Origin of the sequence: Lawsonella clevelandensis (assembly GCF_003241315.1) — a bacterium.
Classification (GTDB): Bacteria; Actinomycetota; Actinomycetes; order Mycobacteriales; family Mycobacteriaceae; genus Lawsonella; species Lawsonella clevelandensis_A.
Map to the genome: position 1 here is coordinate 121199 of NZ_QFOZ01000002.1, position 15162 is coordinate 136360.

A 15162-nucleotide genomic window follows, 5' to 3' on the forward strand; every position below is an offset into this window, starting at 1 on the left:
GTCCTACTCTTTAGGGAGACGCGCACGCTCCGCCCAGTCAAGATAGCGTCCGGCGGAGGTCAGATCTTCTGCCCACGGGAAATACATACTGACAAGCCGCACATGCCCGCTACTGAGATAGCGGTAAAGAAGGTGGCGCTCTTCAAGAGAATCCACCAGCGGCGTTTCCTCCGCCGGGAGGATAGTTTGTGCACTGGCATGCAAATGGTCAATAGCGGTGCGGTAGTTTTCCCCGCGAAGGCAGTGCACTGTTCCGGCAAACACACCATAGCGAATGGCTGTAAAAAACCAGCCGCCGCGGCCATCAGATTCCGCCACAATAATTTCGTCCTGTTGGCGTAACTGTTGGCACTGGTAGAGGGACGTGAGTGCGGGGATAGCTGTGGCAGTAATGTCACGGAGGACAGCTGCCTGTTCGTAAAGGTGCTGTTGAGAAAACTCTTCTAGGCGATGCAGAGACCTTTCTATAAGAGGTGTAGAAATTCCCTGTGACAGTTCCGCTATAGCGTGTACGCAGGCCTCCTTTTCGCTATCGGTAAGAGGCTCAGTGGGAGCAATACCGGAGCGTATGTCATTGTGAATAAGCTGGCCGATGGCAGTGGCCGTGGAACGCTTACGGAATGGCCCCAGCGCGGGGGAACCAGTGGACGGGGCAGTGCGCGTACACGAATACAGAGTGGATGCTGAAGAACGGGGAGGAATAAGCCACCAATGCCCTTTTTGGTCCCGGGAACGACGATTATAAGGGGGCTGATGGGCATGAATAAGGCGAAGTTCACGAATACTGGCCTCACAGGGCGTAAGGCACTCAACATAATCAATATGGTCAGCTAGAAGCACCATCTCCGACATGCGGCGTCGAGTCTCCGAACCATTGAAGTAGCTCATAACGCGGCGATGTAAATCAGTCGCAGTTCCCACATAAAGGGGAACGTTATGGGAATCCTTGAAAATATAGACACCCGGAAGATGAGGAAGATCAGTAGCCATAGTGCGCTTGGCATAAACAGCAGCATTGTGGATACCGCGATAATTGTGAAGATCCGTAATCGTCGTAATATCTTGGCTACCAACACGATCAATAAGCCCATGCAGTACCTCAACTGTGGTACGAGCATCGTCAAGTGCACGGTGCGTTGGACGTGTTGTGGTGTGAAAAAGATGAGCTAAAGCGGAGAGTTTGACGGACGGGGCCTCATTTCTGTCAAGGACGCGCCGGGCTAATTTAACGGTGCAAAGGGAGGGATTATCTGGCCAGCAGTAGTCCAATTGTTGGGCTGTTGCTTTCAGGAAAGAGAGGTCAAAGGACGCGTTGTGGGCAACGAGCGTGCTGCCGTAAATAAACTCAAGCAGTGCGGGGAATACAGCGTCAATAGTGGGGGCGTCGCGCACATCCTGGTTAGTGATGCCAGTGAGGTTTTCAATAAAGGGGGGAATGGGGCGTTGAGGGTTAACGAGGGTGGAAAATTCCTTGTCAACAACTCCGCCAGTGACACGGACGGCTCCTATTTCGGTAATGGCATCTATCCCGGGAGTCATACCGGTGGTTTCCAGGTCAAGAACGACGAAGGTGACATCACATAAGGGAGTTGTGTCAATGTAGTGTCGAGTATTTTTGTGCGCGGGATCGGATGCGGACCACGGTGCCGACCATGGTGCTGACCACAGTGGGGTAGGGGCGGGTGAAGGTAGGGTTTGGCGGGCCGGTTTTTGTGGTGGATACGCGCGTTCAGTAGTCACGCTATATACGATAACGATTCGGTGTAAGAGAACCCGAGTGGATCGGATTTATGCAGGCAAGAACGATCCAGAAGCGATTATTTTTAAATTTTTTTAAAAAATATTTTTAATTGTGTTCAGATAGTCTTTAACCTGCTGTTTTAACGAAGTTTGTAGAAAATTTATGGATTTTATCGACGTATTTTGGTGTCTATACGGTAATGAAAAGTGGACAAATACGGTTATCTTTTCGTAATCTTTTTGAGACCAAAGCGAATTCTGTCGGGATTCATCCGTACTGCGATTTACACAGTGATCCACGCTGCAATTCACACAATGGTTTGCATAGCGGCTCGTGTGAGTGGCTTATGCGTCGGTTCGTAGTACGGACAGTCTAACTAGTGACGTTGAGAAAGTTGTTCACTAGGCAGAAATGATGAATGGAGAAAGCTCATGGCAAAGCACCGTGCGGTGGCAAAGAATGCGTCGGCCCCACAGGCCCTCGCAGCTAGCGTTGTATCCGCTGGCATCCTGGGGGGCATTGCAGGACCTGCTATGGCGGCTGAGCTTGGTACTCCGGTAGTTCCGCAGGTCTCAATTGAAATTCCGGAGCTTACACAGGTAAAGCGTGCTCATGCAGATGCTACTGCTGCCCGGAATGCGAAAGTTGAGAAGACTGCGCACGAAGTTTCAGAAAAAGCTCTTCCTACTGCTGAAAAGATCAATAAGAAGTACGCTCCCAAAACTCGGAAAATCCGCGAGGATGCTAAGCCTGTTACGTCGCAGCTAGAAAAGAAAGCGGAGCCGTTTGCCGAGGAATTAAAGCCTGTTAAAAAGGCAGTTCAGCCGTATATCGATAAAATTCTTGAAGATAAAACTGTAGCAACCTTAGTCGACACAGTTATCCCTGTGGAGAAGCTTGTTACGCCTAAACCTGCTCCTCAGCCCAAGCCGAAGCCAAAGAGCAAGGCGGATATTAAGCGGGAACGCGGCGCTAAAATCGTTCGTGCCGCACGTAGTAGGATCGGAGATCCCTATGTGTGGGGTGGCACCGGTCCGCACTCTTTCGACTGCTCCGGTCTTGTCGTATGGGCACACCAGCAGCTTGGTATTAACATTCCGAGGACGTCCCAGGATCAGATTGCGGGTGGACATGCTGTTGCTCGTAAGAATCTGCAGCCGGGAGATATTGTTGCTTTCTATGGTGACGCTAGCCATGTTGGTGTCTATTCTGGCCATAACAAGGTGATACACGCACCGTATGAGGGACAGACTGTACGCGAGGTTGCTCTTAGTTCCATGCCGTATTATGGAGCTACTCGCTACTACTAAACAATGGCCTGATAAGTGCTATATGAGCCTCGCCTGGTCGGTGTGACGTACTGGGCGAGGCTTTTAATATGTAACTCTTGTTACTGATGTTATTAGAGTGAATAAATGCCTGATAATCAGCATTTTCATAGCAGAATCAGATGGACAAGAATCTATCGTGGACGTAAATTGGAAACCGAAACGAGACGTAACTGAGATCAAGTAGAGATTTACTGGTAACGATTAGTTAGCCCACTTGTTCCTGGAAAGATAGGTAAAGATGCGTAACATGCATGGATCACGTCCTGTACGGGCGACGGCAGCACTTGTGATGTCTACTGCCCTCATGACGGGTCTTGGAACAGTCTCCAATGCTGCTCCCGCTCCTTTAAATCAGTTACGCAAATTAGCTCGTGAAGCAGAGCGCACATCAGAAAAAATTCATCACGCTAACGACGATCTTCAAAAAGCAAAGCGGGATGAAGCTGCTGCGAAAAAAGCTATCGCGAAAGCAAGCAAAGACGCTGCTATTGCTGAGCACAAACGAGAGGGTATGCAAGAACCCCTCAACAAGATTGCCTCTATTAATCTTCGTAATGGCCAAACTGCGGGGGTAGTGCGAGTTCTTATGGCGGATTCTCCGCAGGAGATCCTTGACCAGTCTCGCAGCGAAGCCGCGATGACGCAGACCACCCTTAATATCCTGGTTGATTACGAAAAAGTAGTAAATTCAGCACATCAGGCACAACGGACTGCTGCGGAAAACCGCGAGAAAGCTGTCAAAGCGCAAGCACAGGCACGCAAAGCTCAACGGGACCTCAACAAAGAACGCATTACCATGCGCAAGCGTATCGCAGCTGTGCGCAGTGAATTCGCATCGCTACCACCTAGCCAGCGAGATTCTTGGAAGAGGGTTAAACTTCCGGCTGGATTCGATCCCAAGATCGCTTTCGGTAATAACATTCTTGGTAATAAAGCCTTACAGATCGCGATGACGCGTATCGGCTCACCGTATGTATGGGGAGCAACTGGACCAAATGCTTTTGACTGCTCCGGTCTTGTTTACTGGGCGTACCGTCAGCTTGGCGTCACCTTGCCACGGTCTAGCCAGGGTATGGCAGTTGGTGGACTTGCCGTTCCCGCAAAGGATATCCAGCCTGGAGATCTCGTTATCTACTACTCCGATGCTAGCCATGTCGGTCTTTATGCAGGTAATGGGCAGGTGCTGCACGCTCCTACGTTTGGGCAGACTGTTCAACTTGCACCGCTTCACCACGCACCTATTAAAACGATTCGTCGTTACTAGGCGCTGTGCGGATCACTGATACTGGTGTTCTTTAGTGCTGTTCTCTACCCCAAAATACGAGGTAGAGAACAGTATCAGTTGCTATTGTTACCCACCTGTACAGTAGGGTAAAAATATGCGAAAAACGCTCCTTGTAACAAATGACTATCCACCGCGACCAGGTGGAATCCAGTCATATCTCTACAGATTTGTACAGGAGCTTCCCGCAGAGGATATTGCCGTCTACTGCTCCACGTGGCATCCTGCGCGATGCGCCGAGTTTGACGCTGCACAGCCCTACCGCATTATTCGTAACCCCACGAAAGTATTACTTCCCACACTGCGAGTACGCCGTGAAGTAGCAAGCATAATACGCCAAGGCGATTATGAAACTGTATGGTTCGGAGCTGCTGCTCCGCTTGCTCTAATGTCCCACTATTTGCGGCGGCACACTAATGTACAGCGCATAGTGGCATCAACGCATGGGCATGAAGTGGGGTGGGCCATGTTACCTTGCACACATGCCGCGCTGCGGATTATTGGGAATGGGTGCGATGTTATCACCTATGTTTCCCATTACACGCAGCATCGTATTGGTCGGGCTCTCGGTTCACATCCGCAATTGCAGTGGCTACCATCGGGTGTCGATACTGCCCGTTTCCATCCTGATAAAGGTGGTCGACAGCGTATTCGGCAGCGTCATCATATTGCTTCCGATACTCCTGTCATAGTGTGTATTTCTCGTTTAGTGCCGCGTAAAGGACAGGACACACTTATCAAAGCTCTTCCGCGCGTTCTCCGAGATATTCCCGATGCACTTCTTGTTATTGTCGGTGGCGGTCCCAGTGCAAAGCGGCTTCATACATTAGCGCACCGCTATGGAGTGAGTGATCATGTCCTCTTCACGCATCTTGTTCCCGATGATGATTTGCCGCTTTACTACGCGGCCGCAGACGTTTTTGCAATGCCATGTCGTACAAGAGGTCAGGGGCTAGATGTAGAAGGCCTGGGAATTGTCTTTCTCGAGGCAAGCGCAACCGGTATTCCTGTCATAGCAGGTAATTCCGGAGGTGCTCCAGAAACTGTCGACAATGGCGTTACTGGTGTTGTGGTAGACGGCCGCGATAGTAATGCGGTGGCTACCGAGCTTCTCCGATTTTTGTCATCAGAACGGCGTCGTACTAGTTTTGGGAGCAATGGCCGCGAGTGGATGCTGTCGCAGTGGCAGTGGAGTACTCTTGGTCAGAAACTGTCCCACGTCCTCAATGGTGCTGATAGTGATGCAGCAGGAGACGACCCACTCCTATGAAGAATGACATATCCACGAACCCAGAGATTATGTGAGGAGCACCCGCACTATGACTAACACCATTGGTATCGATGTAGGCGGTACTAGCTTGCGGGCATCAGTTGTTGACGATCACGGACGTATCCTTGATCGTGAACGTGTTCCCACCCCACATTCTGTCCATGCTCTAGAAGATGCGCTTGCTGCTGTTGTGGAGCGCTTAGCGAAACGCCAGAACGTGGAGGCAGTAGGGCTTGCTGTAGCGGGTTTCCTTAATGCAGATCGATCCATCGTGCGGTTTGCTCCCCATCTTCCATGGCGCAATGCGCCGGTTCGTGAACGCATGGAAAGGCGTCTTGAGATGCCCGTTGTGGTGGAGCATGATTGCAACTCTGCAGCTTGGGGTGAATACAACTATGGGGCTTCTGTAGGAGGTAATTACGTTGTCACCTTTGCTATAGGGACAGGTATTGGGGGAGCTCTTATTCACAACAATGAACTATTCCGGGGTGCCTATGGGATCGCTCCAGAGTTTGGACATCTGCAAGTTGTTCCCAATGGGCGTCCGTGTCCTTGTGGCAAAATAGGGTGTCTTGAGCGTTATTGCTCGGGAACTGCATTGGTGGATACCGCATTAGAGCTTATGGTGGCACACCCAGATATTCCCACAATGTTGGGTAAAGACGTGACACCAGAATCTGAACTAACAGGTAGACGAGTTATGGAAGCGGCGCGTCAGAACGATCGCATAGCGGAAATGGCTGTGGAAGATTTGGGCTACTGGTTGGGTATTGGTTTAGCGACTGTAGCGGACGTTTTTGACCCCGATCTTATTGTCGTGGGGGGAGGAGTTGGTTCTGCGGGGGATCTTTTCCTAAGCCATGCACGAGAAGTTTACGCACAACACGTAACTGGTGGTGGATATCGTCCACTTGCCACAATTAAGCAAGCCGAGTTAGGTGATGATGCTGGACAAGTTGGTGCAGCAGATTTAGCTCGGCGTTATCTTTTAGAGCAGTGTGGGAATTAGAACATGCGCTTCTTCTACGATTGTGAATTCATTGAGGATGGCCGTACTATCGATCTTCTTTCCCTGGGTATGGTGACGGAGACCGGAGAAGAACTCTATGTCGTATCCACCGAATGTGATATTAGCCGTGCGAACCCCTGGGTACAGCGCAATGTGTTACCTAAACTACCTAACCCCAGCGACAATGCGTGGTGCGATAGGCGGGGTATGCGTAATCGTATTACGTCTTTCTGGAAGCAACACAATGACGGTAACCCGATGGAACTGTGGGCATGGGTTGCTGCCTATGACCATGTGGCACTCTGCCAACTTTGGGGTGATATGGCAGCTTTACCGCATGGGGTACCTCGATTTACTTATGAGATGAAGCAGTATTGGATGCATGCGGGGCAACCTGGAATACCGGGGAAACCGGCGGGAGCGCATGATGCGCTTGTGGACGCGCGTTGGGATCGTGCACGATTTTTAGCCATTCAACGCGCATTGGATGCTGTATAAGACTACTAGTAACACTAAATATTTAGCATGTGAGATTCTATTCGCGTGTTCATTCAGTCCTCCACTATCCTGGAAAGATGAACTGGACTGTTGATATACCTCTTGAAGAACTCCCTGACCTGCCACCTCTCCCCGGTAACTTGAATGAGGATTTTTATGCTGCCCTGGATAAGCCAGCAGCTCAACAGCCATCGTGGGATCCTGCCCAGGCGAAGGCAATGCGGCGGGTATTGGAGTCTGTTCCCCCGATAGTCGTTCCCGCTGAAGTCGACAAACTGCAGAAGGATCTTACGCAGGTTGCTTTAGGCAAAGCGTTTATCGTACAAGGCGGAGATTGTGCGGAAACTTTTGAAACCAATACTGAACCGCATATTACTGCGAACATTCGTACGCTCCTGCAGATGGCAGTAGTACTTACCTATGGTGCTTCTATGCCAGTGGTGAAGATTGCTCGTATTGCTGGTCAGTACGGTAAACCACGTTCACAAGACACTGATGAGAACGGCCTGAAAAATTACCGTGGGGATATGATCAACGGCTACGCCGCTACTGAAGAGAGTCGCCGGCATGATGCCTCCCGTCTGGTGCGAGCATACGCAAACTCAGCTGCAGCCATGAACCTTGTGAGGGCTCTGGCAGAGTCTGGAACAGCTGATCTGCACCGTCTCCATGAATGGAACCGAGAGTTTGTTGCACATTCTCCGGCAGGCGCGAGGTACGAAGAACTAGCAAGCGAGATCGACTTTGGTTTACGGTTCATGGATGCCTGCGGCGTAAAAGATGATGGTCTGGAGCGGGCTGATATTTATTGCTCCCATGAAGCGCTTGTCATGGATTACGAGCGCGCCTTCGTCCATCTTGCTGAAAAAGAAGGGGAGCAGCGTCTTTACGACTTGTCGGGCCATTACCTGTGGATTGGTGAGCGTACTCGGCAGATGGACGGTGCACACATTGCGTTCGCATCCCTTATTGAAAACCCCATAGGTCTTAAAATTGGTGCCAACGTTACCCCGCGTGAGGCTGTGGAATATGTGGAACGTCTCGATCCGCATAATATTCCGGGGCGTCTTACTTTGGTGACGCGGATGGGGTCGGACAAGATCCGCGATATTTTGCCTCCTATTGTGGAGGCAGTGGAAGCTACTGGACACAAAGTTATTTGGCAGACTGATCCTATGCACGGGAATACGCATCCTACCGACAGCGGTGTGAAGACACGTCACTTCGATGCTGTGATTGATGAGCTGCAGGGATTTTTTGAGGTCCACCACGCGCTGGGGACCCATCCGGGCGGTATTCATGTTGAGCTTACCGGCGAAGATGTTACTGAATGCACTGGTGGAGCGCAGGATATTTCTGATGGGGATTTAGGGCGTCGCTATGAAACTGCATGCGATCCGCGCCTTAATACGCAGCAATCGTTGGAGATGTCCTATCTTGTGGCGGAGATGCTACGCCGCTAGAGTTAATTGGCTCAGAAAACGTCTAGCTTAGATAACTCGTGGGTGCGGGCTTTTCGTCTGTATAGTTGCGTGCAGCTGCGGCAGACGGAAATAGCTCGTGCCCAAGTGACCGCATAGCAATACCCGCTCCCCCCATAATGAGGACCAGGACAATAAGCCAAATAATGACTGGCCATATACGGGGGTGTGACGCTAACTTCCAGGCGCGAATTTCTGCGGCGTCAAGATCCTCGTCATCATCTATGTCGTCATCGGCATCAGGAGCAGGATTACCCCCGAGGCTATTCGGGGATCCTGCCGACGGTGTTGCTGGATCATCGCTAGATGGCAAGCACGATGTTAATAAGGCAGTGTGTGCGGTGGCATGGGGATGCGGTTGTTCTTCGGGAGGTGCATCTATGACCTCTGTTTTCTCGCCGCTAATCGGGATAGTTGCGGCTTCACTGTCAGAATGATCCTCAGAATTATTAATAGCTAGTGTCGACAGTGCTGTTTGTGCCGCAGTCTGTTCGGCAGATTCTTGCGGAGTAGGAACAGTGTAATGCGGAAGATGGAGCTTGTCTCTCACACGGTTCAATGCACTGCACATTTCTTGTGCATCGGCATAACGCTCTTCTGGGTTACGGGCGGTAGCAGTAGAGATAATCGCATCAAAATCTGTGGGAATACCGGGTCGCTGTGAAGATGCCGGGGGAACATCATGAGAAAGACGCTGTTCAGCAACATCACGTGTGGCCGACATTCCAAAGGGGGGAGTTCCCACAAGTAGTTCGTAAAGAACTAAACCCGCAGAATAGACGTCACACTGTGGAGTAATGGGGTCCCCCGTTACCTGTTCGGGAGCAAGATAGGCTGCTGTTCCGGCCAGGTGTCCTTCCTTATCATCACAGTTCACTGCCCGCACAAGGCCGAAGTCGACAACTTTAATAGTTCCATCGGGACCAATAAGAATATTTTCCGGTTTGATATCGCAGTGGACAAAACCAGAACTGTGGGCAACTGCAAGAGCTTCTAGTGTGGGACGCAATACTGCTACTGCCGCATAGGGGGGCATGGGGCCGCGTTCGTTAAGTAACTCGCGGACAGTTCCCCCTGCGACGAGGTCCATAACAAGGAATGCTTCCCCCTGCCACATGCCTTGGTCTGACACTGTGACAATGCCAGGGCCATGTAGACTAGCGACAGTTTTCGCTTCGGCAACAAAATCTTGGCGGAATTCATCGCGGGCAGAAAGATCAGAGCGTAGTACTTTAAGGGCAACAGGCCTATCAAGCCGTGTATCGATCGCTCGATACACCACGGACATGCCGCCGCGCGCAATATATCCGTCAATAAGATAGCGGCCATCTACTTTATCGCCAGGGCAAAAAGGAGACCTGGAGTCCGTGTCGCGGGTACTCTGTTGCGACCACAAATGCTGCGACCGCAAACGGGAAACCTCAGCCATCCTGTTTCTCCTTGTGAGGATATGGACATCCTCTACGTATCTGAGTTTGTCGTAAAGCTCTTCTCAATGGTGTCTATGCTACCGAATGAGGAGGGAGAGTTACCGATGTTCGTCAAAGACCAGTACTCTCATAGTATGAGTTCTCTTCCCACTGCTGATGATGTGTTGAGCCCTACAGACGAGATTTGGCCCCTTCCGAAAGTCGCGCAACTACTGAATGTTCCCGTGACTCGCGTCCACCAACTACTGCGTCAACAACAGCTAATAGCAGTTGAGCGTGATGGGATTGTGGGTGTTCCCGCACTCTTCTTTGACGAGCACGGCATTGCCAAACACGTTACTGGACTTATCTCAGTTCTGGCAGATGGGGGATACTCCGCTACCGAGATTTTACGGTTCATGTACACCGATGATGGTTCTCTTCCCGGACGTCCTATTGATGCTTTACATGGACATTTAGCTCGTGAAGTTATGCGGCGTGCGCAAGCAATGGCGTTCTAAATCAGCGGAACTTGTTGTCTCTTCTTTTCCTAGATAGCGGTAGACAATGACTCCTATAACAATGGCAGCTATTACCCAGAAGTAGTTGTAGAGCGCAATAACCCCATTCGGTAATACGGTGAAGCAATTCCATGAGCACAGGGCTGCGATAATACGCAAGGATGTGCGATTGAGGGCAAGTGCTCCCACGAAGACAAGAATCCATGAGTAGTACCAGGGGAAAGCTAGCGAGTTGAAGAGGCACAGCACGAGGAAGCTAAGAGCGAGTCCACGGAGTGCAGCTAGGGGAGTCTTGCGGTAGTGAATCCAGATAGGAATAATGAGGATTCCCATAATAAGACTGCAAATATGACGTGCCCCAACGAGTGCAGAAGCGAAACTGGGACCGTCAATATTCGCACCCATAGCATGGATGAAGTGGGCTAAAACGGTGGGAATTGTTAGCCAGTTAATAACTTTTCCCGATCCTTCCAGTGCCTCTATAAATCCCAATCCTGTACCGGTGGCCAATGAGAGTACTGCAAAAATAGCGATACTAAGAACGGCTCCTCCGCAGGCGGTAGCAATAAAGTAGCCAACGATTTTGCCGTAGCTTTCAGAAGTATTCTCTACTGTGCTGTCATCCTCTTGTTCTTGCGGGGTGGCTTTCTGGAGAGTTTTACCATCCTGGCGAATATGCGCAAGCCAGATCCAGATGACGAAGGGAAGAGCAATAAAAGCAGTTGCCTTAATAGCAGCCCCCAACGTGATCACGGCAATTCCCAGCACATGCTTCCGGCGCAGCACCAACGCAAGGCCAATTGCCATGAGAGCGACCATAAGAGCTTCATTATGCATACCACCAATAAGGTGCAGCAGCATAAGGGGATTAGCTCCGGCACACCAGAGTGCCCACAATGATGATGTTTTTAAACTTTTCGCTATGTCTTGACTAGCCCAGATAATGCCCACCATGCAGAGCATGCACAGTAGTTTTACAAGGAAAACACCGGCGTGAATGTGGTCTTGGGTTATGAAGACAATAAGCTCCATTAGCCCAAGATGTAATGGCCCATAGGGGGTGGTGGTATTGCGCCAATCGCCGGAAACATCAAGATAAAGAGGAGTGATATGGCCGGGTGAGTTGAGGACATTGGGGCCTACATCGTAGGCAGAAGCTCCACTTCGCTGAATGGATCCCTGGGCGAGATACGAAAAAACATCTCGGGAAAGAATGGGGTTAGCGATAAGGAAGGGAACCATCCAGATAAGAGAGAGAAGAACAAGTGCGGAGACTGTACGTGTGTTGTCTTCATAGTGGTGTGTCAGGAGATGGCGGCCGAGGCGTGCCCAATTGCCAATGAGGAGGAGTACTCCACCCCAAAAGAGGAATTGGCACAGGAGTTGTCCGTGTCCGTAGCACAACCAGTCAAGATGTAGTGGGGCAAGCCATGAGTCGACCGCATATCCTGCACCTGCGCCCCAGGAAGCAAGGGAGATAAACAATGAACCTGCCATTCCCCACCACACGAGGGGTAGTAGGTTTAAGCGACGTAGTTCAGAGTAGGCAGTACTTGCTGAATGAGCCACACGAAATCTCCTTCGCCACATGATGTTCTGCTTGATATTGTCGCATGTTCTGGAGATTTCACGAACATGGGGGATAGGACACAAGTGTGTGTTAAAAGTCTCTCTTTGTGACTGCTTCGATCATTTCACCTAGGGCGGTGACGGCAGGGGGATAAATTTCTGTCGTTTCAAGAAGTTTTGTAAGAGTGTGGCGTGCTTTATCAGCGAGCATTGCAATATGTTGTTCACTGCGGGTGACTGCGCCGCATTCGGTAAGGAGAGTGCGTGCACGATCTAATTCGCTCTCGGATAGAGGCTTCCCAATAAGGGACCAGAGTTCTTTGTGCTCGGAGGGGCGAAGGTGTTCTAGTGCGTCAGCGAGGAGTTGTGTGCGTTTGCCTTCGCGTAGATCTTCTCCGGAGGGTTTACCGGTTTTAGTGGAGTCTCCAAAAACTCCTAATAGGTCATCGCGTAGTTGGAAGGCAATGCCAAGGTTGACGCCGTAGTCGCTTAGTCCTTGGAGAAGTTCAGGTGAGGCGTTTGCGCAGGCTGCACCAATATGAAGAGGGCGTTCAATGGTGTAGGCGGCTGTTTTGAAGCGGTTTACTTTTTGGGCGTTATCTGCATCGCAGTAGGGGAGAGTTTCCCCCGTCATATCGAGGTACTGTCCCGTCAACATTTCTGTGCGCATGCTGGTCCAGTAAGGGAGAGCATGGTGTAGTGGGGGGAATGCGGAAACTGTTCGGAAGAACATGTCATCGGCCCAGGTGAGAGCAATATCTCCCAAGAGAAGAGCGGAGGACTGGCCGATAGTTCTACTGTTGCCGCATGCGTGGGAGGAGGCTACGGCGTGGGCGTGTTCTGCGGCGAACTGTTCATGGAGGGAGGGATTTCCTCGGCGTGTGGCGGAGTCGTCAATAATGTCGTCGTGGATAAGGGCGCCCGCTTGTACAAATTCCAGAGAGGCCGCGATGGTACACAGTGCTTCTGTTAGTTCGGTGTGACGGTGTCCGCCTGCGGCTGACCATCCTAGCCAGACGAATGTGGGGCGTATTCGTTTGCCGCCGTCACAGACAAAATGTTCGAGGGATGCGAGCCATGTGTCAGCGGTGGGTCCCATGGGGGTGCATGCACTACGCCGTTCTTGGCAATATGAGCGGAGTAGGTTTGTGATGTGCTCCTGCCAATTATCGGGCAGTAGTGGGGGTGTTGCTGGCGACGGTGAAGGCACTGTTTCTCGATTCCCATACAGCACTTTACGGTGAGTGCTAGTAACTAGAGGCCGGTACGAATAAGAATACCGAAAGGACGTGAATCACCCGGAAAAGTAAAATTGCGGAGGAGATCGTTAAAACCCATATGACGGTAAAGTCTCCAAGCAGCATTATTTTCACCAGGTACTTCTGGTGTGGAGAGAAGAACATGGTGCTCTTGGCAATCTTGCAGAATGCTATCGAGCAACCGTGTTCCTAAACCGTGTCCTTGGTAGGATGGCAGAACATGAAGTTCGGAGAGCTCAAAATAGTTGTCCATAATGGAGGTGATGGTCGTGGCCTGGTATCCCGCAGACCTCATACCTGCTGCGATTCTGCTACTCCACCACGAGTGTGGATTGCCGCGGTAGCCAAAAGTGATGCCAATAAGCGGGTCATGGTTGGTGCTAAGTGATGCAAGAGGGGTTGTAAACGCGCCATAGCTATTCCATGTCGGATAGTATGTTGCTTCTTCCCAAGGATCACGGCGTAATGAACGCCATTCTGGGCGATAGTGCATGGCAGCAAGATAGACATCCATAGCATCGTCTATACGCTCCCGCATAAGGTCGGGGCTAAGGCGAATAACCGAGTGAATGGCCGGAGTGCTTGGAGAGAAAGCCATACCTCAATTCCACCACGTGAACAGTTTTTGTTACACCTTTTCGTTACTGTCAAGACATTCTTTGTGAAAGAGTTGCTCTCCTTAGAGTCCTCATAGGGAATCCCTCATACGAAGGCCTCATAAGGATGCAACGACGTGTGGTAAAGGAGACGGTAGGAATGACTCCCCAACAAGCTAAAGATAGTGCTGAGTATTTCTATTCCTGCGCGGCGGCGGAAAATCCGTGTGAGAGTGTGCGGTGTAGTTATTTAGCTGCAGTAAAAGGTGCTGGAATTCTTATCGCCAGGCATCCGCGTCTCGCGCGTACTCGTCCTTTGACACGTGATGTGTGGACGTTGTTGGCGCGGCTTTCCCCTGAATGGGATGACGATATTGCATATTTCCGTCAATTAGCGAAGTTGCGACGTGATATTGAAATGGGGTTGCCGGTGGCAATATCTGCCAACACAGCAAATGAGGTATTCCATCGAGTGGGTATTTTCCTTGATCGTGTTGATGCGTCATGCGAAGAAACCCAAGTGGCCTAGAATTTCTATGTGCTACTTTCATGGTGAGAAGAGAAAACTACACGTACACTAGAGATGTTGAATCCCAGGTGAACCTGTTACTGGAGGAGTTGAATAGCGATGGCACTCTCGGATCGTGAGCAACAAATGCTCGATGAGATTGAGAGCGCACTCAATGAGGATGCTGAATTCACAAAGTCGGTGCGCGAGGTAAGTAATCCGTCTCAGAAACATGCACATCACACACAGCATGCAACGGCCTGGGGATGGACTCTTATTGCCGTTGGTGTAGTGCTTCTTTTTGCTGGCTTTTTTGTGAAAATTGCTGGATTCCCCCTGCTGTCATTGGTCGGTTTCGTGATGATGTTTTTAGGCAGCATCATGCTGATCCAGCATTCTGATCGTGGCCCCCAAGAGGTGACAAGAAAACCTGCGAGGAAACAAAAGAAATCCGCGCAGAAAGGTCTTGCAGATGACGCGCGTCAGCAGCCTCGCCGACATGGTTCTGGGAGTGGGTTAGCTGATAGCTTCCGTCATCGTTTTGATGACTAGCATGGTGTGATGTCACGTCGCAGTGTCGCTACGAAAGTCGCTACGAAGCTAGCCAGTGTGTTAGGGCGTGAACGCGTCGTATAGTCGTTTAACTTCTTCAAGGAAACCCCCGCATACGTGCGGGGGTTTCCTTTAT

14 protein-coding genes are annotated in these 15162 nt (G+C 50.8%); 9 read left to right on the plus strand and 5 right to left on the minus strand.

The genetic code is table 11. The features are described from left to right. Positions 1-3: 3 nt before the first annotated feature. Positions 4-1740 (minus strand): DEDD exonuclease domain-containing protein, encoded by a 1737-nt coding sequence (locus DI579_RS02925; protein ID WP_303678659.1) that lies wholly within the window; start codon positions 1738-1740, stop codon positions 4-6. A gap of 432 nt (positions 1741-2172) precedes the next feature. Here DI579_RS02925 and DI579_RS02930 point away from each other — a divergent pair, with 432 nt between their 5' ends. From DI579_RS02930 to DI579_RS02955, 6 genes are all read left to right on the plus strand, one after another. After that, the gene (locus DI579_RS02930; RefSeq protein WP_303678660.1) at positions 2173-3051 is read left to right on the plus strand and encodes a C40 family peptidase; all 879 of its coding nucleotides are present in this window, start codon (positions 2173-2175) and stop codon (positions 3049-3051) included. Positions 3052-3310: 259 nt separating this feature from the next. Beyond that, positions 3311-4336, plus strand: coding sequence for a C40 family peptidase (locus tag DI579_RS02935; RefSeq protein ID WP_290598389.1), 1026 nt, complete (start codon positions 3311-3313; stop codon positions 4334-4336). Positions 4337-4451: 115 nt separating this feature from the next. Continuing rightward, positions 4452-5624 (plus strand): glycosyltransferase family 4 protein, encoded by a 1173-nt coding sequence (locus DI579_RS02940; protein ID WP_290598390.1) that lies wholly within the window; start codon positions 4452-4454, stop codon positions 5622-5624. 49 nt (positions 5625-5673) lie between these two features. Beyond that, positions 5674-6633: an ROK family glucokinase gene (locus tag DI579_RS02945; RefSeq protein WP_290598391.1), complete on the plus strand. Its 960-nt coding sequence runs from the start codon at positions 5674-5676 to the stop codon at positions 6631-6633. Between the two features lie 3 nt (positions 6634-6636). Next, positions 6637-7131: a polyadenylate-specific 3'-exoribonuclease AS gene (locus DI579_RS02950; RefSeq protein WP_303678661.1), complete on the plus strand. Its 495-nt coding sequence runs from the start codon at positions 6637-6639 to the stop codon at positions 7129-7131. A 77-nt stretch (positions 7132-7208) separates the two neighbouring features. Then, complete coding sequence (locus tag DI579_RS02955) at positions 7209-8594, plus strand: class II 3-deoxy-7-phosphoheptulonate synthase (RefSeq protein ID WP_290598393.1); 1386 nt, start codon at positions 7209-7211, stop codon at positions 8592-8594. A gap of 22 nt (positions 8595-8616) precedes the next feature. On the opposite strand, the gene DI579_RS02960 is transcribed toward DI579_RS02955, so the two are convergent. Beyond that, a complete protein-coding gene (locus DI579_RS02960; RefSeq protein WP_290598394.1) occupies positions 8617-10041 on the minus strand; it encodes a serine/threonine-protein kinase in 1425 nt (474 codons plus the stop codon). A 135-nt stretch (positions 10042-10176) separates the two neighbouring features. Here DI579_RS02960 and DI579_RS02965 point away from each other — a divergent pair, with 135 nt between their 5' ends. Continuing rightward, positions 10177-10542 carry an Rv2175c family DNA-binding protein gene (locus DI579_RS02965; RefSeq protein ID WP_303678662.1) on the plus strand — a complete coding sequence of 122 codons (366 nt, stop codon included), beginning with the start codon at positions 10177-10179 and terminating at the stop codon, positions 10540-10542. Here the strand turns inward: DI579_RS02965 and mptB are convergent. The 3 genes from mptB to DI579_RS02980 form a co-directional block, all read right to left on the minus strand. Continuing rightward, a complete protein-coding gene (gene mptB / locus DI579_RS02970; RefSeq protein ID WP_303678663.1) occupies positions 10498-12111 on the minus strand; it encodes a polyprenol phosphomannose-dependent alpha 1,6 mannosyltransferase MptB in 1614 nt (537 codons plus the stop codon). The genes DI579_RS02965 and mptB overlap by 45 nt on opposite strands. Positions 12112-12202: 91 nt before the next feature. Continuing rightward, a complete protein-coding gene (locus DI579_RS02975; RefSeq protein WP_303678664.1) occupies positions 12203-13321 on the minus strand; it encodes a polyprenyl synthetase family protein in 1119 nt (372 codons plus the stop codon). 44 nt (positions 13322-13365) lie between these two features. Continuing rightward, on the minus strand, positions 13366-13968 hold the full coding sequence (locus tag DI579_RS02980; RefSeq protein WP_303678665.1) for an N-acetyltransferase: 603 nt from the start codon (positions 13966-13968) through the stop codon (positions 13366-13368). 158 nt (positions 13969-14126) lie between these two features. Here DI579_RS02980 and DI579_RS02985 point away from each other — a divergent pair, with 158 nt between their 5' ends. Together DI579_RS02985 and DI579_RS02990 are read left to right on the plus strand one after the other, a co-directional pair. After that, entirely contained in the window at positions 14127-14495 is a 369-nt protein-coding gene (locus DI579_RS02985) for an SAV_6107 family HEPN domain-containing protein (RefSeq protein ID WP_290598398.1), read from the plus strand. Between the two features lie 99 nt (positions 14496-14594). After that, a complete protein-coding gene (locus DI579_RS02990; RefSeq protein ID WP_303678666.1) occupies positions 14595-15026 on the plus strand; it encodes a DUF3040 domain-containing protein in 432 nt (143 codons plus the stop codon). Positions 15027-15162: the final 136 nt, after the last annotated feature.

Coding starts and splice junctions, on each gene's coding strand:
- DI579_RS02930 (WP_303678660.1), top strand. CDS start 2,173: ATGGCAAAGCACCGTGCGGTGGCAAAGAATGCGTCGGCCCCACAGGCC.
- DI579_RS02935 (WP_290598389.1), top strand. CDS start 3,311: ATGCGTAACATGCATGGATCACGTCCTGTACGGGCGACGGCAGCACTT.
- DI579_RS02940 (WP_290598390.1), top strand. CDS start 4,452: ATGCGAAAAACGCTCCTTGTAACAAATGACTATCCACCGCGACCAGGT.
- DI579_RS02945 (WP_290598391.1), top strand. CDS start 5,674: ATGACTAACACCATTGGTATCGATGTAGGCGGTACTAGCTTGCGGGCA.
- DI579_RS02950 (WP_303678661.1), top strand. CDS start 6,637: ATGCGCTTCTTCTACGATTGTGAATTCATTGAGGATGGCCGTACTATC.
- DI579_RS02955 (WP_290598393.1), top strand. CDS start 7,209: ATGAACTGGACTGTTGATATACCTCTTGAAGAACTCCCTGACCTGCCA.
- DI579_RS02960 (WP_290598394.1), bottom strand. CDS start 10,041: ATGGCTGAGGTTTCCCGTTTGCGGTCGCAGCATTTGTGGTCGCAACAG.
- DI579_RS02965 (WP_303678662.1), top strand. CDS start 10,177: ATGAGTTCTCTTCCCACTGCTGATGATGTGTTGAGCCCTACAGACGAG.
- DI579_RS02980 (WP_303678665.1), bottom strand. CDS start 13,968: ATGGCTTTCTCTCCAAGCACTCCGGCCATTCACTCGGTTATTCGCCTT.
- DI579_RS02985 (WP_290598398.1), top strand. CDS start 14,127: ATGACTCCCCAACAAGCTAAAGATAGTGCTGAGTATTTCTATTCCTGC.
- DI579_RS02990 (WP_303678666.1), top strand. CDS start 14,595: ATGGCACTCTCGGATCGTGAGCAACAAATGCTCGATGAGATTGAGAGC.